The sequence below is a fragment of the Pseudomonas sp. Larv2_ips genome, assembly GCF_963879675.1.
Classification (GTDB): Bacteria; Pseudomonadota; Gammaproteobacteria; order Pseudomonadales; family Pseudomonadaceae; genus Aquipseudomonas.
This window is the reverse complement of sequence record NZ_CAWOAW010000043.1, coordinates 19,103-39,727: the sequence shown is the minus strand read 5'-3', so window position 1 is coordinate 39,727 and position 20,625 is coordinate 19,103. Positions and strand designations below refer to the sequence as shown.

Sequence of the window (20,625 nt, the reverse complement as noted above, 5' to 3'; positions counted from 1 at the left end):
CTTAAAAGTAGTACGGGAATTTCAGGCTGAACGTAAAGTCCGGCGCATCGTCCGTCATGCCGATCGACAGGTTCGGCACGATGGTCAGGTTTTCCGACGCGGCAATGGTCATGCCCACGTTGAAGTAACCGGCGTTGGCATCGCTGGACACCACTGACTGCCAGTCCTGGCCGTTTTGCTTGATCTTGCTTTTGCGCTGCACCAGGTCCGACACGGAAAACGACATGCTCATTTTTTCGTTAAGGGCAAAGGCGACCCCCAGGCCAAGTTGGAAGCTGTCGCCCAGGCTGATTTTGCCGGGGACTTTCTGGTTGACGTTAGGGCTGATATCGCCGAATGACTCCTCGAAGTTATGCGTATACGACAGCGAGCCGAACAGCACCGCCGGATCGAAGGTCTTCACCAGGGAGATGCCTGGCGTCACCGACCACACACCGTTACCCGTCGGCAGGCTTTCCGGCACGGCCAGGTTATTGTTATTGATTTGCTCGATCAGCTTGATGCCGTAGGGCTCCTGGCCGGTCGGGGCTTTGACGCGCACTGACACCACGGCATCCGGCAGGTTGGCGCTTTCATCCAGAAACTTGTAAGCAATGCCGAAGTTGACATCGCCGATGGTTGGGTCTCGGGTCACCGACGCTTCGGACGTGGCGTTGGAGTCGCCGTTGGCGCCGCCCGACTGATAGGTCGACTCGCGGTACACCACCGGCACGTTCAAGTCGAACTGCCAGCGGTTATCCAGGTTGTAGCGCCCGGTCAGGTCCAGGGTCCAACTGTCGGATTTGATTCGGTCCAGGTTAATGTTGCCGAGGAAGATCGAGTCCAGGGCCAAAAAGCCGTTGAGGGAAAGCTGGCGGGCATCGTAGCGGGCATAGGTAAGGCCGGTTTCGAAGCTGAACTTGCCATTACCGAAGAAGCCGCTGGCTTCGTTGTACAGGTTGCTCACGCTTTGTGCCGGGGCCGAGTCGTCCTTGAGGCTTTGCCCGTAGGAACTGCCGCCGCCGGCGCCACCCGAGGCCGCCGCCGCACCTGTGCCAGGCGTATGACCGGCCACGGTGGTGCCGCCTTTCTGGAAGTCGGCGGGGGATTTGGCCAAGCGTTTGGGGGTGGGAGTTGCGGGTTGGTCTTCTACTTGTCGTACGCGTTGTTCCAGTACGGCCAGTGCTTTTTGCTGCACTTCATAGCGTTGTTTGAGTTCCAGCAGTTCCTGTTTCAAGCCCTCAATGTCGGCATCGGGTGCGGCGTATAGCATTGATGCGGGCAAGAGCGTACTCAAGCAAACCACGGCACGTAACGATAGCGATCGATGCATGAAATAAGCCGTCCCTTTCTAATGCGTAAGTGTCGTGGCTCAGCGTAGTTCAATAACCGGAGGGGCGTAGGCCTTTGAGTTGATCAAGATTGAGGTTCTGCGTGAGGTTGTTCAGACCGTTGTTGCCCAGCACCACATTCAGTTGGGTCATGTTGTTCACAAAGTTGCTGTTGCCTTGAATGACCGTGCCCTGCAGGACGTTGCCGCCACCAATTTGCTGCACCACATTGCCCTGGTTGTTACTGGCCTGTAGCGCCATTTGCAGCCCGCCGTTATTGGCCGTGACCGTCACCTGGCCAGCAGCGGTGCCGCCGGTGATCGGCTGGCCAGCCATCAGCGCTTGCCCTGATTGCACGTAGTTGGCAGGCGCCAGGCCGTTTCGGGTGACGTTGATGTCCACGCCGTTGCTGGCGGTATTGCCGTCGCCCGCTGCGCGCACGCTTTGCGTCACGCCCTGGCCCGTGCCCAGGCCTGCGCCGCCGATGACCGTGCCGGTGCCTTGGGGTTGCTTGGCGATGCCGGTGCCATCATTGCCGGTCACCTGCACATAAAACTGAGGGGTCACGGTGGCTGAGCTGACCTGCATATTGGCCGTGCCAGTGACGGTTGCACCGGCGGCATTGGTCCAGGTGCTGCTCATGACGATCCCGAAGCTGATAATCCGCCCCGGCATGACATAACGGCCACGCAGCTCGGCCATTTCCGAGTCCTTGAGTTCGATCGGCTTGAACGCCGAGGAAGCATAAGCAGGTACTGAGGCTGCCAGGCACATGACCGTCAGCCAGCGTCGAGTGTTCATCGTGTGCTCCTGGAGCGTCCTGCTCCTTATTGCGCTTCTAGAAGAAGTCGCTCTGGATAAAACCGAAGTCCATCAATTCACTGTCACGTACGGGGCTGAATTCGTTCAGCTGGCTCTTGGCGGTCAGTGGGTTGGGCGGCGTGAGCAGGGCGTTGGCCTTGTCGTAGCCCTCGCCGATAACCGCGAACACAATGCCGTTCCAGCCTTTGACGAAATCGTCTTTGGCATAACGCTTGTTACCCAGCACGGGGTCGCCGATATACACCCAGTCCTTGTCGGCCCGCTGCAACACCACGAAGTGCTTGTAGCCACGAATATCCAGCAACACCACCACCGGCACTTTTACGGTGATCAGTACTTGCGGGGTGATCCGGTAGCCCTTGGCGCGCATGTGGATGCTTTCCAGGTAGCGCTTCATGTCCAGCATCGAGAAGCCCTGGGTGCGTACGAGGTTCTGGTCGGCGTTGACCAGCATGCCCTTGATGACGTGGTCTTCATCCACGTCCATCCAATAGGCTTGGCGCAGGATGGTCGCCAGTGCGGCCGCGCCGCAGCTGAAATCGGTTTTCTGTTCCACCAGGTTGGCGAACTTGCGCTCGCGGATGCTCTCGACCTTCTTGTAGACCACCGCGCCGTTGGGCATGACCACTGCCATTTGCGCCGCCCAGGTCGGGCCGGTGAGTGCCAGCAGCAGAAGGAGGGCTCCGAAGCGCATGATCGTAGGACCTGTTGGACACTGGAAATAAAAAGGGCCTTGTTGCCAAGGCCCTGTCTGCATCAGAAGCGAGTGATTGCGACGTTGTTCTGACCCTGGTTGTTGCTGCCCGACAGAACGTTGGAGTTCGACACCCCGGAGCTGAAGTTCATCGAGTTGTTCACGCTGGCGTTGTTGACCACCGGTTTGCTGCTCCAGCCGTGGCCGCTGCTCAGGTTCTGCGTCAGGTTACCCGACACGTCCTGCACGCCGGCGACGGTTGCGGCGCCGCTGTCGCCATTACCCGAGGCGATTGCCACACTGCTGCTGCCCTGGTTGGAGGCGCCCGATGCGGCGTTCAATTGAATCACGCCTGAAGCGTGGTTACCGCTGTCGTTGAGGGACGCGTTGTTTTTGGTGCCGCTGTTGACCACCAGGTTGCCGGTGTTCGACTGTGCGGTGCCGGTGCTGGCGAATACGAAGTCGGCGTCGCCGGATACGATGGCGACATCGTTTTTGCCTTGGTTGTTGTCGCCGCTCAGCACGTTGCCGTTGGCCACGCCGCTGATGTTGTTGTACGAGTCATTCGCCGAAGCGTTGTTCTTGGTTTTGTCATTGAGCACCACGTTGCCGTGGTTGCTTTGACCGTCTTGGGTGGTCGCCGCTGCGGTCGTTGGCGCAGGCTGTGGATGATGGTTGGGTTGACCCGCTTGAGCAGCAACAGCCATGAGCGCAGCGAGAGCGAAAGCCAGTGGTTTGAGGGCCATTGTAGTTTTCATGGTGTATCTCCTTGCTTCTATTAGTTGGTTAAGTGTTGGTACGTTCCAGCTACCGACTCAGCTCCATCAGTTGAGTCGTAAGTTCAGGGTGTTAGCCACTCGGTTCCCCACCCCGGCGCTCTGGTTGACCTGTACCACTCCACGGCTGCCGGTGAAGGCCTGGTCGCTGGTCACGACCTGGCGGCTGCCAGTGGTAGAGGTCAATCCTGAGTCGGTTGCAAGCGCAACGTTCTGTTGCGACATGACGCTGTCGTCGATGCTCTGCGGGCCAGCGCTGACGCTGATTCGCACGGCATTGATCATCTGGTTCTGGGCCCCGGCCGACTGATTGACACTCAGTGCGCCGTTGCCATTGCTGAAAGCGTTGCCCTGGATCATCGTCCTGGCGTTCAGCGCGCGGTCGGCCGCGGCGCCGCTGATTTTTTGCGTGACGGTCACCGTTGCCTGGGCGTTGTGGCCTACAGCGATCGCGACGTTGTTGCTCAACTGTTGCTGATCGCCTGCGGCCTGGTTGATCGAGACCACGCCGTTGTACTGCGTGCCCGAGTTATCAATGCTGGCGTTGTTGTTGCTGTCGGCCATCGCCGCTGTGCAACCGAGCGCCGCCAGTAGCATCCAGGTGCGACTCATTTCATCGCCCCCCCGACCATGCCGCCGATGTTGTTCAGCGGTGCGAGGCCGCTGGATATCGCGCCGTTGACCGTGCCCGAAATGCCGCCGCCACTGTGGCCGGCCGCGCTGCTGGCGCCCAGGCCTGGACCGTTGCCGATCGTGTTCAAGCCAGTGATGTCGCCATTGGGCATGATGCTGCGAGTAATGCTTGAGCCGCTGCTGATGCGCCCAATGTCGTTGTCGCTGAGTTCATTGGTGGAGGCGCGCAGGACTTGTGCCGACGGGTTGGCATTGACGGTGTTGGGGTAGGGGTCGACGCCGCGTGAGCGACCGATCACATACGGTTGAACCTGGCGCTCAATCACGATCACGCCATCACCTGCCGCGAGCACTGGAAGGCTTGCGCCGGCACTCAGAACGCAGCTGATCAGCAGGAGGCTCAGTGAGCCTGGATTGTGTGTGTCCACGGCAGTGTTCCTTATTCTTCGCGCTGACCCTAAACAGCGCTGTAAGGAAGAGAGCAGAACGCGTGCCGCTTTTTATTTGTTTTTCAAATTCAGGGGGTTGGGGTTAAAGCCGGGCGAAGTGATGGCCGTGCTGTATCAGCGTTGAGACAGTGGCCCTGTGGCCGTGCATGTACGGCCCCGCCTCAAGGTTGTCTCATGGCTGTAACAGTCGGTGTGACCGAACGGTGAATCCGCTCAGCACGGGCGGTTCAGGGCAGGGAAGTGTTTCAAAAATGGACACTCAGGGCGCAAGCGAGCCCGTTCGTGCAAAGAACATCAGCCTTTGGGGGCTTTACGGGGAATCGAATTGAGCACGGGGTTGCCGTCCTGGTTTTGGGTCAGGTAGACCGGCAAAACCCTGGGCAGGGAGGGGACGAGGTTGTTGACCTCGCTGATGTTGTAAATGCCGCCGATGCGAATGGTCCCGGTGGTGGTGTCTGCCAGCATCACGGGCTTATTCAGGTAGCGGTTGATCAGCGGCAATGCATCGGCCAGCGCCAGGTTGTCGAGCACCAGTTTGCCCTGGCGCCAGGCAAGCGCGGAGTCATTGACGCTGATCGCGGCGATTTGCGGCGTGGCATCGCCTGTGTGGTAGCTCGCCTGCATGCCCGGAGTCAGCGGCACGCTGCCATGCACGGCGTCGCTGGCGATCTGTACCGAGCCTTCAAGCAACGTTACCCGCACCAGGTCTTCGTATTTCCAGACGTTGAATTGCGTGCCCGTGACCCGCACCTGGCCGTCGCCAGCGCGCACGATGAAGGGATGATGGCTGTCGTGAGCGACCTTGAAAAACGCCTCGCCCTTTTTCAAGGTGGCCCGGCGTTCGTCCTTGTAATGGCTGTAGACCAGCTCGGTGCCCAGGTTCAGCTCCACCTGGCTGCCATCGCCGAGGGTGACCTTGCGCAAGCCCTGGGTGGCTTCGAAGTGTTCATACGAGCTGGGCAACCAGCCCGCTTCCCAGCCCGTGAGGGCGGCCAGCGGCAAGGCCGCCAGGCACACGGCGGCCGCAACGGCGTAGGCGCGCAGCCGTCTGCGCGGCTTGAACGCCAGCACCGCTGGCGCAGGCTCGCTGCGTGGCAGGTGATCGGCCACATCCCAGATTTCCAGCATGGCTGCGTATTCGAAGGCGTGCAGGGGATGGGCGTCGTGCCAATCTGCAAAAGCCTGACGCTCGCCTGCCGTGCAGTCATCGGCATGCAAGCGCATGCACCAATGCGCGGCGGCGTCGGTGATGGCGTCATATTCGGCTTCTGAAAGGGACTTTTCGCTCATTAACTCATCCTGATTTCGCACATTCTAACCTCCCGAGGCGGATGGCGAGAACAGCCATCATGGCGATTGCACATCAATTGGAACTTATTCTCGTTTGGGAACATCAGAAAAACAGAGGACATGAGTCCGTCATTCCCCCCAATGGAGTACGAAAATGCTGAAGAAAACCTTAGTCGCCCTGTGTGCAACCACCGCGCTGCTCAGCGCTGGCGCAGCCCTGGCGGATAAACCGGGTGCGGGCTGGATCACCATCGAGAAAGCCATTGAAACCGCCAAGGCCAAGGCCGGGTATGTCGAAGTCTACAGCGCCGAAGCCGATGACAAAGGCTACTGGGAAGTCAAAGGGCGCAAGTCCGATGGCGTCGTCTATGAAGCGCGCATTGATGGCGCTTCGGGCAATATCCTGCGTGACCAGAAAGACTGACGTCCCGCCGGGAGCCTGCTCAGGCTCCCGCATCCAGCGCTCGGCCCAATTGGCAGATCAAGTAAGTCACCGAGTCGGCATTGGCCAGAATGGTATCGATGCGTTTGTCCGGGTCGCTCATGAAGATCGCCCTGGCATCGCTGAGCGTGCGCGCACCGGTGGTGTTCAACACTTTATTCTTTAAAGCTCGGGTCCAGGGACGGTCACCGAAATCCTCCCATTGCTCGCTGAACACATCCCAGGTCTTGAACAGCATCGTCGCCGGCGTCAAGGTTGACAGCGCTGTGTCGCGCAGGTGAGCAAGGTCCATCAACATCACCGGCGCGCCGCTGATCTGTACATTGATCAGGTCTGTGAACGGTCGCATGGTGTCCAGGTAGGCCAGATCTTCGGTCGCGGAGATCAGGTGCGTTATCTCGTGAATCAACGTCGTCGCGCGTGCGTGCGCCGAAATGTCGAACGGCGCGATCAAGCGGTTTTGATAGATGTCCATGCGTGGGTCGAAGAACCGGTCCAGCAGGTAGATCTTCTTGTCGGCATCGTTGGGCAAGACGAACGCGAAGGTGTCGTGCGGGCTGTACCGGTGGATGCCGCTGACAAAGCGCGTCGAGTCGGAGGCGGTCAGGGTGGGGTTGACCAGTTCACCGAGCACTTCGTCGACTCGCCGTTCAACCCTGTGCACCTGTTCAGCGGTCAGTGTGATGACGCCGAACAACTCACTTAAAAAACGTCCGACCCGGCTGTTCGGGGCTCTTTGCACGGCAAAGTTGACGATGTTGCGCTTGCAGGTGACCGCATAGTAGGTCGCGACGTTGAGTGCTTCATCGATACAGCGCGCCTTCCAGCTGGACAGCGCGGCGATTTCCCGCAACCCCACGGCCTCGATATTGATGGCTTCCCGCTCGGCTGCACGGGTGGAAAGCCTGCCTGCGTAGCGGCTCAAGGTTTTACCAAAGCGCGGGTGATGCCGGTCGAGGTCCAGCACCCACTCGCCCAGCGCGTTGCGCTGCAAATAAGGGCCGTGCTGTACACCGTAGCTGATGCGCCAGTGCTCACCGGCTTTTTTCACCGGGTAGACTTTGCCGGCCAGCGGCACCAGGCTGAGAGCGCCGAGGTCATCGTGGTACACGTGGCTGTAGGCGCTTTTTGTCAGGTCGGCCAGGGCCATGTCGTGGTGTTCGAAGGTTTGCAGTTGCGTACGCAGCGGCGCTGTCAGGTCTTGCTCCGCCAGGCTGGTCGCGGTGGGGGCAGGGGCCTTGAGCCAATGCTCCAGCGTCGGTTGCTCCGCGGGTGTTGGCACATCGGGCAAAACCCTGTCCAGGCTTGTGCGCAAGGTGGCCATTTCGGCCACGCCTAATGCAAAGGTTTTCAGGGCGTGCGCCCAGCGCTGTTGCTGCAAGTCTTCGGCCGACAGTTTGAACAGTTTGTAGCTGCGCCACACCACCAGCGGGTACGTGAGTTTGCCCGCCATCAGTTGCAGGGTCTTGGGGATTTCGCTGGTCAGCAGGCTGATGATCGCCTCCCATTGTGTTTTGCCCGTGGGCGTGAACTGGCAGCTCAGCATCCGATTCAGCATCTCGCTGTTGTCCGCAAACAGACGGTTGAGCAGATGACCGCGGATGGGTGATGAGCCTAGGCGAATCTCCGCGTTCTGCTGACGCCCTTGCGGCAGCAGCAGATGGCGGTAAGTCGCCTGATGGGCTGTTTCCAGCTGACCCACGATCCACTCCTGCAAGGCGCCGGGCGTACTGAACTCAGTGAGCAGGGCGGCTTCGTTCGCGTATTCCCTCAATACATGGTGGGGGCTGTAGGGCGCGTACAGCACCACAGGGCCGGAAGCGTTGGCGTGCGGGCCGATCAGGTAGCAACCCAAAGCCTTGACCAGGGCTGCACCCTCGGTGGCCATCAGTTCCAGCGGGCGAATGGTTGCCGTCACACCGCGCACGGTGGCGCGAGCCACGGCGTCGGGCATATCCAACACTTGGCGGATAAAGCCCCAGGCCGAGCCGGACAGCCGCCCATCCAGTTTTTGTTCATGGGCGTATTGCAGCAGTTGCCAGGGCAACTGCTGACAGAACAGGTGACGGCGCTGGCGCGTGTCTTCGGTTTGACCGCCCATGTGAATGGTCAGCAATGGCTGGTAGAGGCTTTTCAAGTCCAGCTGCCGAACCAGTTGCACCACGGCATGACCATCCAGCGTGGACGGCAGCGGGGTGGCAGTGCGTGAGGTCGGGCGGATCTGCTCGGCGCGCAACGCGGGCAGGTGCCGCAGGGCGAAATCCGTCAGCGTTTGAATGTTGCCTTCGCGTTCGATACGCGCAGGAATCAGGATGTTGTCCGGGTTGACCACCTGCCCGGGAAAGCGCGCATTGAGCAGGGTTGAAAGCGTGCTCATGACCTGTTCGCGCAGGGGCGTGATGCTGTGCAGATAGTCACGCTCGTCCGGCGCACTGAGGCGATATTGTTCCAGCAGTTCGGCGTGCAGGATCTGCTCTGACGGCTGCGCCATGCCCAGCCATACCGGCAGCGCCTGCTGGTTGACCAGGGCGCGGGTAAGCGTGACAGCCCTTTCCAGGTTGGACGGCGGCGCCCGCCGAATCAGCGCGTCCATGCAGTCCTGAAAGCGTTGTACGCCCACTGTCATCGACAGCAGGTGATCAACCTCGCCCGACAGGAACTGGCTGTAGGACTGTTGACGGTTGTTGAGCAAATGATCGTCGATGCGTTGCATCGGGCCCAATTGAAGACGTTGATGAGGCACACGCCTGGAGGCCGGCAAGTTTTCGACAAGGGGCAGGCGCGCCCGCTCATCCTGCAAGCGTCGTCCCACTGCGTCGCGCAAGGCCTTGATCGAATCAAACGCCTCATAGCCGCGACTCACCGTCCAGAGCAACGCCGCACCGGAATGAAGAACGTCCAGGCCGCCGCGTTCCGACAGCACAAAACAATTGGCCAGGGGCTGCAGCGCGTTCTGCGTGCCGACCTTCAAGGTCAAGCCATAGGCATCCGGTATAAAGCCGTTCAGGCCGTGGCGCGTCAGCCTGTCCATGCTGTCGGCATTGAGCACGCTGCCCAGCAGCCCGAGATGAGCCTGCGGCAAGGTCTTGGACAAGCGCCTCAGCTCAGCTTCGCCACTGAGGCCCTGAAACATCGCCTGGCTGAGATGCGAAGGGTGAGTGTCCAGCAGCAGGTGAGGCAGCGCGCGCAAGCCTTGCGTAAACGTGCTCAACACCCGCTCGATGACCGCGTTGAACGTGGCCACGGTCAAACTGGGCACTTGGTGGGCGACACCTTTGCGCCGCTGGTAAAACCCGCTCCGGCTGGAGCCGGTCAAGGCACTGGCCTGCCGGGCGAGGCGCGCGATGAAGTGTTCAACCATGTTCAACGAGGCCTGCGGGGGCCGCTCTTCGCGCTCCAGCGCCGTGGTGGCGTAGGTGTTGATCTCAATAGCGTCGCCACTCAGCGGCAGGTGCCTGCTGGCCAACTCTGCCTCCAGGGCGTGGGCTGCCAGCGCGCGAAGGGGCCTGTATTGACTGCGTTCAAGCACCAGCGCGGCATCCACCGCCTGCAGCCGCTGCAAGTGCGCCCTGGCCTTTTCCGCGATGACCGTGCTGGGCTGTCCACTGCCCGTAGTGATGGGGTGAACGCTCCAGCGCCCGTCGGTTTCCTGCTCCATCAGCCGGCTGTCGAGCAGGGTGCGTACGTCCAGCGCACTGTCGAGCAGAGCGGCCAGGTCGATGCTGCCCGCGCCTTGCCGATAGAGGCCCAGCGCATGCTCCAGGTTGTTGAACTGTTTGGTCGCGATGTCTTCGATCATCTCCTCGAAGACGTTGCCGACCACGCGATGGCCCGTGACGTGCAACGGGTCCAGACCGACAAACAGACTGCGCTCATCCAGGGAGACGACGTTAAGCAGCTCATCTTCATGCCCGGCGGTCCTGAGCATGACCCGCAGCGTGTCGTTAAGGTCATTCAAGTCCTTGAGCACCTGCAGACCGCGCGACTGGGTGTAGAGATAGGCGTGGGTATAGCTGATCAGCAAGGTGCTGGCCAGTTCCACCGTCTGATGATAGGGCGCTTGAATACGCACTTTTTCCACGCTAAGGGTGCTGGCGTAGGCGGTGCGGGCGGTCTGGTCCGAGAGAAACAGCGCGCGCAGCGCCTGGCTTTCTTCAGTGCTCAGGATCGTATTCTGGTGTTTGAACAACAGGTCGGCGCGAAACTTGTCACTCATCACCCGGGCAAAAAACCGCAGGCGTGATTGCCCACCGTCGAAGTCTTCGTTCCAGTAGGTCTGGAGCAGGCTGTGCAACAGCTTTGAAAGGAGACCGCTGGTTTGTTCGACGAGGCTGTCCCAGCGTTGTTGGTCTTCGGCCAATTGCGCCTCGGTAAACGCGCGGGTGTCATGGCCGATGTTGAAGAACGTGTGTGTCTGCCCCGAGGGCCAGGCTTGCTTGACGTAAAACTGCAGCAGCGCATCGCGCAGTGGCATCGAGGCGACCCAGCGACGGTCCGCTGCCGCCGAGGCCTGGCTGAAAAAATTAACCCGCGTATCGCTCTGCGTGAGGCCGGGAAAGCAGGCGCGGGCCATGATGGCGAGCAACGTGTCGAGCATCCAACCCAAGCTGGGGAGCTTGCGTAACTGGTCGAGCATCGCGGTCACATTTTTTTGTTGCCCGGCCAGGATGGCCTGCTCCTGGTCTTCCATGACCGCGCCCGGGATGACGGCGGTACTCACCGTCAGGTGCAGATTGACCGGCAGTGCATCACGCTCGCCGATGGATACAAACTGCATCAGCTCTTCGCGCTTGGCCGGATGCGCCAGGCGTTCCTGCACCTCAATGAGCAGGTCGGCGCGGCTGTCGAACAGCTCAAGGCCGCCATAGGGGCTGTAGAGCACGGCCTTACCGGCATCGGGTGTGGGGCTCATCATAAACGCCCCGGCCAGCACAATGGCGGGCTTGCCCCCGGCGTTGGCCAACAGCCTTTCCACCTTCATCGGGTAGCCGTGCACCGCCTCATTCTGGCGCGCTGCATCGGTGGCGTAGTAGAGCGTGTGCAGCCAATCGAGGTCCTTGACCGAAAACCCCAGCGCGCGCTCTCGCGCTGACGGGGTTTTGCGTTTGACGGTCTGTAGGAACTCATCGAAAAAGTACGGTGGTGTCACTTGCGTCATGGGGCGTTCTCCTTTCACGCGGCGGTCATCAAGCGCCAAAGTAGGAGGTCGCGCAGCACGCTGGGCGGTAGATAACGCAAGCGCCCGTTGACAGCAGGCACAGGAGGCGTTGTTTAATCGGCGGTCTGGATTCTTGTTGTCTCTTCCAATTATAAAATCGGAGCTACAGATGTCTGCCCAGTCCCCGCTCGTTGACAGTCCTGCAGCATTCATCGGTTTCGATGACCTGGTGGGATTGCTGCACGCGATATTCGTCAAGCACGGCACCTCACCGCAGGTTGCCTCGATCCTGGCGCACAATTGCGCCAGCGCCGAGCGCGACGGTGCGCACAGCCACGGCATTTTCCGTATCCCCGGTTACCTCAGCACGCTGGCCAGCGGGTGGGTCGACGGCAAGGCCACGCCCGTGGTCACGGATGTGGCGTCGGGCTTCGTGCGGGTGGATGCCGGCAACGGGTTCGCCCAGCCGGCCCTTGAAGCGGCGCGCGCGTTGTTGGTAGACAAAGCTCGCAGCGCCGGCATCGCACTGCTGGCGATTCACAACTCTCATCACTTTGCTGCGCTGTGGCCGGATGTCGAGCCCTTCGCCGAAGAAGGGCTGGTGGCGTTGAGCGTGGTCAACAGCATGACTTGCGTGGTGCCGCATGGCGCCGACCGGCCGTTGTTTGGCACCAACCCCATCGCCTTCGCCGCACCGCGTGCCGACGGCTCGCCCATTGTCTTCGACCTGGCCACCAGCGCCATTGCCCATGGCGACGTGCAGATTGCCGCGCGCAAGGGCGAGCGCTTGCCGCCGGGCATGGGCGTTGACAGCCTCGGCCAGCCGACCCAGGACCCCAAAGCCGTGCTCGAAGGCGGCGCGCTGTTGCCCTTTGGCGGGCACAAGGGCTCGGCCTTGTCGATGATGGTCGAATTGCTGGCGGCGGCGTTGACGGGAGGCAATTTCTCGTTTGAATTCAACTGGGCCGATCATCCGGGCGCGCGTACACCCTGGACCGGGCAATTGCTGATCGTCATCGACCCGAGCAAGACGGCCGGGCAAAACTTCGCCGAACGCAGCCAGGAACTGGTGCGGCAGATGCATGCGGCGGGGTTGCGGCGGTTACCGGGGGATCGACGTCACCGCACACGGGCGAAGTCGCAGCAACAAGGTATTGAGCTGGACGCGCGCGAGCTGGCGCGCTTGCAGGCCTTGCTGGAGACGTAAAAAAGGGGCTGCGCCAACGGCGCAGCCCCCATGCATCAAGTACGGTGGATCAGTTACGGCGACCCAGCAACAACCCCACCACCAGGCCAAAACCTGCAGAGATGGCCACGGTCTGCCATGGATGGCCGCCGATGTAGGTTTCGGTCGCGTCGACCACCGGCTTGCTGCGCTCGCGCACGTTGGACACCGACTCCAGCGCTTGCTTGAGTTTGATGGCAACCTGTTCGCGCAGGGTTTCGCCTTCTTCGCCTACCAGGGAGGCGCTGCTCTTGAGCAGTTTGTCCGACTCTTCGATCAACGCCGTCAGTTCACTGAAAGCTTGATCCTTGATTTGATCTTCGACAGCTTGGGCAGCAGATTTGCGGGCCATTGTGTGACTCCTTGCAGGTGAATGTGACAGTGAACAATGGAGTGTCAGGCGGCGGCAAAAGTTGCAGTTTTTTTGCCGGGGCCTGTTTTTGGGCAAAATCCGAATCAGGATATTTCGACCTACAGTGTAAGATGTCGTCTATTTGTGCAGCAGGTAATTCCACATGAGCTTCAATCTCGCCAACAAAACCCTCGCCGAACGCGCCGAGCTGGAAGATGAAAAGTCACGCCTCTACGACCTGTGGCAGACCAACCTGGGCAAGGCCAAGGGCGAAGCGGCGCGCTTGTTCGGCGAGCGCGCCAAGCGCAAGGGCAAGTGGGCTGAATGGGTGCGCGCAGAACTCGACGGCATGTCGCCGCCGGAGTTTTCCAATATGGTGCGCAGCGAAGTCAACAAGCTGATGGCCGCGGCAAAATAAAGCACGCCACAATCGCCTCGCGCACCTTGAGCAACAGCGGATCAAGCTGCGCCTGGGTGCGCCAGCCGAGTTCTACCGGGTAAACCGGCAGCGCCAACGGGCAGGGCAGTACACGCAAGCCGGTCATGCGCGCGATGGCCTGGGCCGCATGGCCGGGAATCGTCGCCACGGCCGTGCTGCCTTTGAGCAGATACGGCAGCGCGGCAAAGTGGCTGGTGGACGCGCACACCTGGCGGCTCAGCCCTTGCGCCGCCAACCCTTCATCAGTGATCCCGATAAAACCGCCCGACGACACCAGCACGTGCTCGCGCGCGACGAACTCATCCAGGCTGATAGCGTGCTGGCTGGGCGCCAGGCTGTCCGGGTCGACCAGGCAGCGGTAATCCCCTTCGCCCACTACCTGTCGACTCAGCCTGCGTTCGGCAAACCCGCCCGCGGTGATCGCCAGGTCCAGGCTACGGTCAAGCAGGGCCGCGGCGACGATCTGGCTGTGGGTCTGGCGGAAGATCACCCGCAGCTTGGGCGCACAATCGGCGATGGCTTCCATCAACCGACGGCCGTAAGCAATTTCGAAGTCATCGGATAAACCCAGGACCACTGAGCGCCCTTGGTAGTCGAGATTGTCCGGATGGACCATGGCCAGGCTTTGTCGGCAGCGGTCCAGCGCTTCGCTGATCACCGGCTTGAGCTGATTGGCGCGCAACGTCGGTGCCAGGCCGCGGCCGGTGCGCACAAATAATGGGTCGCCATACACGTCGCGCAAACGTCGCAGGCCTGCGCTGATCGCCGACTGGGTAACGCCCAGGCGCAACGCGGCGCGGCTGGCACTGGACTCGTCGTGCAGGGCTTCGAAGGTTTTCAGCAGGTTCAGGTCAACCTGGGCGATATTCATTTGGCTCATATCATTCAGCATTGAAGTGGGCTTTATTCATGATCACGGCTGGCCGGAGAATGGGCAACCCCCTCATTTGGAGTGATCGTGATGGCCCTTTCTACCGTGGCTGCCTTGCAAATCGGTGCATTGCCAGAAGGCAAAGCGCAAACCCTGGCGCAAATCCTGAGCTATGAGCACGAGATTCTGCGCAGCGGTGCGCAATTGGTGGTGATGCCTGAGGCCTTGCTGGGCGGCTATCCCAAGGGCGAAAGTTTCGGCACGCAGCTGGGTTATCGCTTGCCGGAGGGGCGCGAAGCCTTTGCCCGTTATTTTGCCAACGCCATCGACGTGCCGGGCGTCGAGACGCAAACGCTGGCGGGGTTGTCTGCCCGTACCGGTGCCAGCCTGGTAATCGGCGTGATCGAGCGCAGTGCCAGCACGTTGTATTGCACGGTGCTGTATTTCGAGCCGAACGGCGGGCTGGTTGCCAAGCACCGCAAACTGATGCCCACCGGCACCGAACGGCTGATCTGGGGCACGGGCGATGGTTCGACCTTGCCGGTGATCGACACCGCTGTAGGCCGTATCGGTGGGGCGGTGTGCTGGGAAAACATGATGCCGCTGCTGCGCACCGCGATGTACGCCAAGGGCGTGGACGTGTGGTGCGCGCCGACCGTGGACGAACGCGAAATGTGGCAGGTGAGCATGCGCCATGTCGCCCATGAAGGGCGCTGCTTTGTGGTCAGCGCCTGCCAGGTGCAGGCCTCGCCTGCGGCGCTCGGCGTGCAAGTGGCCAATTGGCCGTCAGACCGTGCGTTGATCGCGGGCGGCAGTGTGATTATCGGGCCGATGGGCGATGTTCTGGCCGGGCCGTTGGTGGGAGAGGCCGGGTTATTGACCGCGCAGATCAATACCGAGGACCTCGTCCGGGCACGTTATGACTATGACGTGGTGGGGCATTACGCGCGGCCGGATGTGTTTGAGCTGGTCGTGGATGAGCGCGCCAAACCCGGCGTGCGCACCCTCACCGAGTGAAGCCGGTCAAGCCGCAGGCGCCGGCAAGCCTGGCGCCTACGGCGTGGCAGGTAGCGTGTTGAGCCACTCTTCGCGGGTTATTTCCCAAATGTCGCGCGCGAAGGTGCCTTCCACAAACCGACCTTCCTGCGACCTGATCAAGCGCATGCCGGTGCGCTCGGATATCCGCCGTGAGCCAATATTGGGCGCCGCCTTGGGCACACGCAGCACGGGGCGCTTGAGTACCTCGAACCAGTACTCGGTCACCGCCGCACTGGCTTCGGTCATCAAGCCCTGGCCTTGCCATTGCGGGCCCAGCCAGAAGCCGCGGTTATCGTCCGGTTCGTCCATCAGGCTGATAGTGCCGATCAACTGCTCCGGTGCACTTTTGAGGCGGATCGACCAATGCCACTGCTCGCCCCGTGCCATGGCCGGCAGAGCGACCTGTTCCAGGTAGCAACGCGCGCCATCGGCCGGGTAGGGCCAAGGCACTGCGGCGTTGAGGTAGCGCACCACGTCCCAATGCGCAAACTGCCGCTGGATGGCCTCGGCATCCGCAAGCACCAGCGGACGCAGGATCAGTCGTGGGGTCAACAGTACCGGTTGGCGGGCCATCACCAGGTCGCCGTGTTCGGCAGGTCCAGCGTGCCGCGCTCGACAAAACGCTGGGTGCCAAACAGGCCACCCGCCAGTTTGCCGCGCAGCACATAGGGCAGGTTGTTCAAGCTTTGGGTCTGGCTCAGGCCCAGGGTCTGGCGCAATACGGAAAACGCCGAAACGCTCACCGGCACACTCAGCACGGTTTCAGAAAACCGTGGGATCGAGCCGGACTGGTCACTGACCCCGGACGCCAACGGCCGGCCATTGACGTCCAGATCCAGGGCTACGCCGCTGTAGTCGATCGCCGTTTCATTCGGGTTTTGCACCCGCAGTTTCACCGCAAATCGTACTTCCAGGTCCTGGCTTTGCAGCGGCTCGATGCCGACCACGCTGATGTTGACCGGGTCGCGATTGGGGAACAGCGCACAGGCGCTCAAGGTCAGCAGCAGTAACGATAGAACCATGAGCTTGCGCATTCAAAAGTGCTCCTATTTCGTGACGTCAGGGTCCTGCATGACCTTGAGGGTAGAGGACTCCGGATCAAATTCATCTTCTTCCAGCTCTATGAACTCTTCGGGCAGGAAAATGTTCAGCAGGATTGCACAGAACGCGCCCACCGTGATCGGCGACTCGAAGATGTTGTGCAGCGCCTTGGGCAGGTCGCGCAGCACTTCCGGCACGGCGGCCACACCCAGGCCCATGCCCAGGGAAATCGCCACGATCAGCACATTGCGCCGGTGCAGTCCGGCCTCGGCAAGAATCTTGATCCCGGCCACGGCCACGGTGCCGAACATGATCAGGGTGGCGCCGCCGAGCACCGGCTTGGGCATCAATTGCAGCACCGCGCCGATCATCGGGAACAGCCCCAGCAGCACCAGCAGGCCGGCGATGAAATACGCCACGTAGCGGCTGGCCACGCCGGTCAACTGGATCACTCCGTTATTCTGCGCGAAGGTCACCATCGGCAGGCTATTGAAGGTGGCGGCCATGGCCGAGTTGAGGCCGTCGGCCAGCAGGCCCGACTTGATGCGTTTGATATACAGCGGGCCTTTGACCGGTTGTTGCGAAATCATCGAGTTGGCAGTCAAGTCGCCAGCGGCTTCCAAAGGCGAAATCAGGAAGATCACCGCCACCGGGATAAACGCCACCCAATCAAACGAGAAACCGTACTTGAACGGTACCGGCACGCTGATCAGCGGCACTTGAGGCAGGGCTGCCAGGTCGACCCGGCCCATCCACCAGGCCACCACAAAACCCAGCGTAAGGCCGATCACAATCGAACCCAGGCGCAGGAACGGGTTGCTGAACCGGTTGAGGACCACAATAGTCAGCAGCACCAGCGCCGCCAGCCCCATGTTGCCGGCCGCGCCCAAATCGCTGGAGCCGTAACCGCCGGCCATGTCGGTGACCGCCACTTTGATCAGCGACAAGCCCATCAGGGTAATGATGGTGCCGGTCACCACCGGGGTGATCAGCTTGCGCAACTTGCCGATGAACTGGCTCAGCACCACTTCGATAAAGGCTGCGAAAAAGCAGATACCAAATAGCGTCGAGAGAATTTCATCGGTGCCGCCGCCTCGGGCCTTGACCATAAAGCCGGCGCTGAGAATCACGCTGATAAACGAAAAGCTGGTGCCCTGCAGGCACAACAGGCCCGAACCGATCGGGCCGAACGTGCGCGCCTGCACAAACGTGCCGAGCCCGGACACGAACAGCGCCATGCTCACCAGGTACGGCACTTCGCTTTCAAGGCCCAACACGCCGCCGACGATCAAGGTGGGGGTGATGATGCCGACAAAACTGGCGAGCACATGTTGCAGTGCGGCAAAAATCGCCGCAGTAAAGTGCGGGCGATCTTCCAGGCCGTAGATCAGGTCGGATTTATAGCGGGGGCGAGGGGTTTGAGTGTCAGACAAAATACAGGCCCGTTAGGGAAAGGGGCGCGCAGGATGCCAGAAAGTGCCGGCCGTCAGAAGTGTGTAAAAATATTTCGAAACATCCTGCATTAAATCCCGGCACCTGCCGATACCGTATTCAAGCCCACCCAACTCTTATAACAGTGGTGCCCAAAGATCAGAGCGGTGCGTTGGCGCCGACTGATCGTGTCGCGGCAGGGACGCTCGCCCACTATCTCTCGAGAGCAGCCCTATGTCCCTTCGTAATCTGAATATTGCCCCGCGCGCCTTCCTCGGTTTTGCGTTCATTGCGTTGCTGGTCGTGATCCTTGGCGTATTTGCCGTCAACCGCATGACACAGATTCGCCAGTCTTCCCTGGACATGGGGACCAACCAGTTACCCAGCGTGAAATTTCTCGGCAACATGACGGAAAACGTGCTGCGCTTGCGCATCTTGTCGTTCCGGATATTGATCAACCGTGAGCCCGCCGCCCTTGAGGAAGCCAAGACCCGCGTGGCGGTGTTGGTCGACAAGGTCAAGCAGGCCCAGGGTGCTTACGCGGTTATGCCGGCAGGCCCGGAAGAGGCGGCGCTTTACAAAACTTTCGCCGCGACCCTCGACAATTACTTCGCGGCGCAGGCCGAGATGATGTCGCTGTCGCAGCAGAACAAAGTCGACGAAATGCGCAGCCTCATCAATACGCGGATCAAGGACGGTACGGATCTGATGGGTGAGCAGCTGAACAAACTGATCGCGATCAACAGCGCCGATGCCGACCAGGCCGGGCGGGATGCTGAAGGCAGCTACCAACAGGCCGTCAGCGGCATCATCATCGTTTCGGTGGTGGCGGCGTTGATGACGGTGTTACTCGCCTGGCTGCTGACCCGCAGCATCGTTGCGCCGCTGCGCAAAGCGGTGCAAGTGGCCGAAACCATCGCCAGCGGTAACCTGACCACGCTCGTCGAAGATGATGGCAAGGATGAACCGGCCCGTCTGCTTGGCGCTTTGTCTGCGATGCAGACCAACCTGCGCCAGACCATCCAGCACATCGCCGGTTCGGCCACGCAACTGGCCTCTGCTGCCGAAGAATTGAGCGCGGTCACCGAGGAAGCCTCCAGAGGCCTGCAACAACAGAACAACGAAATCGACCAGGCCGCCACCGCCGTCAACGAAATGACCGCCGCCGTGGAAGAGGTGGCGCGCAATGCGGTATCCACCTCCGAAGCGTCCAGCCAGTCCAACCAGGCCGCGCGTGAAGGCCGTGATCGGGTAGTGGAAACGGTTGGTGCGATTCAAACCATGACCCAGGACGTGCAAACCACCTCGGTGATGATCGAAGGCCTGGCCACGCAGGGCCGTGACATCGGCAAGGTGCTGGACGTGATCCGCGCGATTGCCGAACAGACCAACTTGCTGGCGCTCAACGCAGCGATTGAGGCAGCCCGCGCCGGTGAAGCCGGGCGTGGCTTTGCGGTGGTGGCCGATGAAGTGCGGGCGCTGGCGCATCGCACCGCGCAGTCGACCCAGGAAATCGAGAAAATGGTCGCCGGCATTCAGACGGGCACCGGCGAAGCGGTGCAGTCGATGCAACAAAGCAATCAGCGCACCCAGAGCACCCTGGAAATGGCCCGTGCCGCCGGTGTGGCGCTGGAGCAGATTACGCAGTCGATCAGTTTGATCAACGAGCGCAACCTGGTCATCGCCAGTGCTTCTGAAGAGCAGGCCCAAGTGTCGCGTGAGGTGGACCGCAACCTGGTCAACATCCGCGACCTGGCGACTCAGTCGGCAGCCGGCGCCAACCAGACCAGCGCCGCCAGTCACGAGCTGTCGCGCCTGGCGGTGGATTTGAACGCGATGGTGGCGCGGTTCGTGATCTGATGATCGAAGAGCGTTGGGTGTGTGTTGCGACCTGTTTTCGCTCAGATTTCGCAACCACCCAGGCACCGACCTGAGGAGAGCAAGCACAAGCAGAGCGGCTTTACTGTGGGAGCGGGCTTGCCTGCGATGCAGGCACCTCGGCCCATCAGGTGCGTCGGGTTGATGCCATCGCAGGCAAGCCAGCTCCCACCTTTGACCGAGTACAAACGAGCAGCACCCATCTACCTGATGCACTGCGATCCAACTGTGGGAGCGGGCTTGCTCGCGAAGGCGGTGGTTCAGTCAGCTCATGTGTCACTGACATACCGCTTTCGCGAGCAAGCCCGCTCCCACAAGGTGACCGCGTTCAACTGCCAATAGCGCAGTGCTTGGCTCTTCTGTGGGAGCTGGCTTGCCTGCGATGCAGGCACCTCGGTGTATCGGGTACACCGGGTTGATGCCATCGCAGGCAAGCCAGCTCCCACCTTTGACCGAGTACAAACGAGCAGCACCTATCTACCTGATGCACTGCGATCCAACTGTGGGAGCGGGCTTGCTCGCGAAGGCGGTGGCTCAGTCAGCTCATGTGTCACTGACACACCGCTTTCGCGAGCAAGCCCGCTCCCACTTTGACCGAGTACAAACGAGCAGCACCCATCTACCTGACGCACTGCGATCCAACTGTGGGAGCGGGCTTGCTCGCGAAGGCGGTGGTTCAGTCAGCTCATGTGTCGCTGACACACCGCTTTCGCGAGCAAGCCCGCTCCCACAAGTTGACCGCGTTCAACTTCCAGTAGCGCAGTGCTTGGCTCTTC

The 20,625-nt window shown here is 61.0% G+C and carries 18 protein-coding genes; 5 read left to right on the top strand and 13 right to left on the bottom strand.

All coding sequences use genetic code 11. The features are described 5' to 3' along the window. Nucleotide 1 precedes the first annotated feature (1 nt). The 7 genes from AACV02_RS30230 to AACV02_RS30200 all read right to left on the bottom strand — a co-directional run bounded on the left by AACV02_RS30230 (nt 2) and on the right by AACV02_RS30200 (nt 5,974). A complete protein-coding gene (locus AACV02_RS30230) occupies nt 2-1,312 on the bottom strand; it encodes a transporter (RefSeq protein WP_119735923.1) in 1,311 nt (436 codons plus the stop codon). Between the two features lie 49 nt (nt 1,313-1,361). Further along, a complete protein-coding gene (locus AACV02_RS30225) occupies nt 1,362-2,111 on the bottom strand; it encodes a hypothetical protein (protein WP_119735921.1) in 750 nt (249 codons plus the stop codon). Nucleotides 2,112-2,148: 37 nt separating this feature from the next. Next, a complete protein-coding gene (locus AACV02_RS30220; protein ID WP_106579750.1) occupies nt 2,149-2,826 on the bottom strand; it encodes a C39 family peptidase in 678 nt (225 codons plus the stop codon). Nucleotides 2,827-2,888: 62 nt separating this feature from the next. Next, complete coding sequence (locus AACV02_RS30215) at nt 2,889-3,584, bottom strand: heme utilization protein (RefSeq protein WP_106579751.1); 696 nt, start codon at nt 3,582-3,584, stop codon at nt 2,889-2,891. 66 nt (nt 3,585-3,650) lie between these two features. After that, nucleotides 3,651-4,214 (bottom strand): adhesin, encoded by a 564-nt coding sequence (locus AACV02_RS30210; RefSeq protein WP_119735919.1) that lies wholly within the window; start codon nt 4,212-4,214, stop codon nt 3,651-3,653. Further along, nucleotides 4,211-4,663, bottom strand: coding sequence for a hypothetical protein (locus AACV02_RS30205; RefSeq protein ID WP_119735917.1), 453 nt, complete (start codon nt 4,661-4,663; stop codon nt 4,211-4,213). Before AACV02_RS30205 ends, AACV02_RS30210 begins: the two co-directional genes overlap by 4 nt. 315 nt (nt 4,664-4,978) lie before the next feature. Next, nucleotides 4,979-5,974: a FecR family protein gene (locus AACV02_RS30200; RefSeq protein ID WP_119735915.1), complete on the bottom strand. Its 996-nt coding sequence runs from the start codon at nt 5,972-5,974 to the stop codon at nt 4,979-4,981. 154 nt (nt 5,975-6,128) lie between these two features. Between AACV02_RS30200 and AACV02_RS30195 the strand changes: the two genes are divergently transcribed. Next, entirely contained in the window at nt 6,129-6,398 is a 270-nt protein-coding gene (locus AACV02_RS30195; RefSeq protein ID WP_106579755.1) for a PepSY domain-containing protein, read from the top strand. Nucleotides 6,399-6,417: 19 nt separating this feature from the next. On the opposite strand, the gene AACV02_RS30190 is transcribed toward AACV02_RS30195, so the two are convergent. Further along, nucleotides 6,418-11,574, bottom strand: a complete 5,157-nt coding sequence (locus AACV02_RS30190) for a dermonecrotic toxin domain-containing protein (protein ID WP_119735913.1) — start codon at nt 11,572-11,574, stop codon at nt 6,418-6,420. 169 nt (nt 11,575-11,743) lie between these two features. Between AACV02_RS30190 and AACV02_RS30185 the strand changes: the two genes are divergently transcribed. Then, complete coding sequence (locus AACV02_RS30185; protein WP_119735911.1) at nt 11,744-12,781, top strand: Ldh family oxidoreductase; 1,038 nt, start codon at nt 11,744-11,746, stop codon at nt 12,779-12,781. Between the two features lie 49 nt (nt 12,782-12,830). On the opposite strand, the gene AACV02_RS30180 is transcribed toward AACV02_RS30185, so the two are convergent. Next, nucleotides 12,831-13,151, bottom strand: a complete 321-nt coding sequence (locus AACV02_RS30180) for a DUF883 family protein (RefSeq protein WP_106579758.1) — start codon at nt 13,149-13,151, stop codon at nt 12,831-12,833. A gap of 163 nt (nt 13,152-13,314) precedes the next feature. On the opposite strand from AACV02_RS30180, the gene AACV02_RS30175 reads away from it, so the two are divergent. Further along, nucleotides 13,315-13,569 carry a hypothetical protein gene (locus AACV02_RS30175; protein ID WP_003190904.1) on the top strand — a complete coding sequence of 85 codons (255 nt, stop codon included), beginning with the start codon at nt 13,315-13,317 and terminating at the stop codon, nt 13,567-13,569. Here the strand turns inward: AACV02_RS30175 and AACV02_RS30170 are convergent. After that, nucleotides 13,541-14,461 carry a LysR family transcriptional regulator gene (locus tag AACV02_RS30170; protein ID WP_119736112.1) on the bottom strand — a complete coding sequence of 307 codons (921 nt, stop codon included), beginning with the start codon at nt 14,459-14,461 and terminating at the stop codon, nt 13,541-13,543. The genes AACV02_RS30175 and AACV02_RS30170 overlap by 29 nt on opposite strands. Nucleotides 14,462-14,551: 90 nt before the next feature. On the opposite strand from AACV02_RS30170, the gene AACV02_RS30165 reads away from it, so the two are divergent. Next, nucleotides 14,552-15,478 (top strand): carbon-nitrogen hydrolase family protein, encoded by a 927-nt coding sequence (locus tag AACV02_RS30165; protein WP_119735909.1) that lies wholly within the window; start codon nt 14,552-14,554, stop codon nt 15,476-15,478. Nucleotides 15,479-15,514: 36 nt separating this feature from the next. Here AACV02_RS30165 and AACV02_RS30160 read toward each other — a convergent pair whose 3' ends face one another. Genes AACV02_RS30160 through AACV02_RS30150 form a run of 3 tightly spaced genes read right to left on the bottom strand, consistent with a single transcriptional unit; the run spans nt 15,515 to nt 17,973 of the window. Continuing rightward, entirely contained in the window at nt 15,515-16,072 is a 558-nt protein-coding gene (locus tag AACV02_RS30160; protein WP_119735906.1) for a GNAT family N-acetyltransferase, read from the bottom strand. Next, nucleotides 16,072-16,533: an LEA type 2 family protein gene (locus AACV02_RS30155; protein ID WP_119735904.1), complete on the bottom strand. Its 462-nt coding sequence runs from the start codon at nt 16,531-16,533 to the stop codon at nt 16,072-16,074. The genes AACV02_RS30160 and AACV02_RS30155 overlap by 1 nt, the downstream gene beginning before the upstream one ends. A 12-nt stretch (nt 16,534-16,545) precedes the next feature. After that, nucleotides 16,546-17,973: a nucleobase:cation symporter-2 family protein gene (locus AACV02_RS30150; RefSeq protein WP_119735902.1), complete on the bottom strand. Its 1,428-nt coding sequence runs from the start codon at nt 17,971-17,973 to the stop codon at nt 16,546-16,548. 232 nt (nt 17,974-18,205) lie between these two features. Here AACV02_RS30150 and AACV02_RS30145 point away from each other — a divergent pair, with 232 nt between their 5' ends. Continuing rightward, on the top strand, nt 18,206-19,831 hold the full coding sequence (locus tag AACV02_RS30145; protein WP_119735900.1) for a methyl-accepting chemotaxis protein: 1,626 nt from the start codon (nt 18,206-18,208) through the stop codon (nt 19,829-19,831). Nucleotides 19,832-20,625 lie beyond the last annotated feature (794 nt).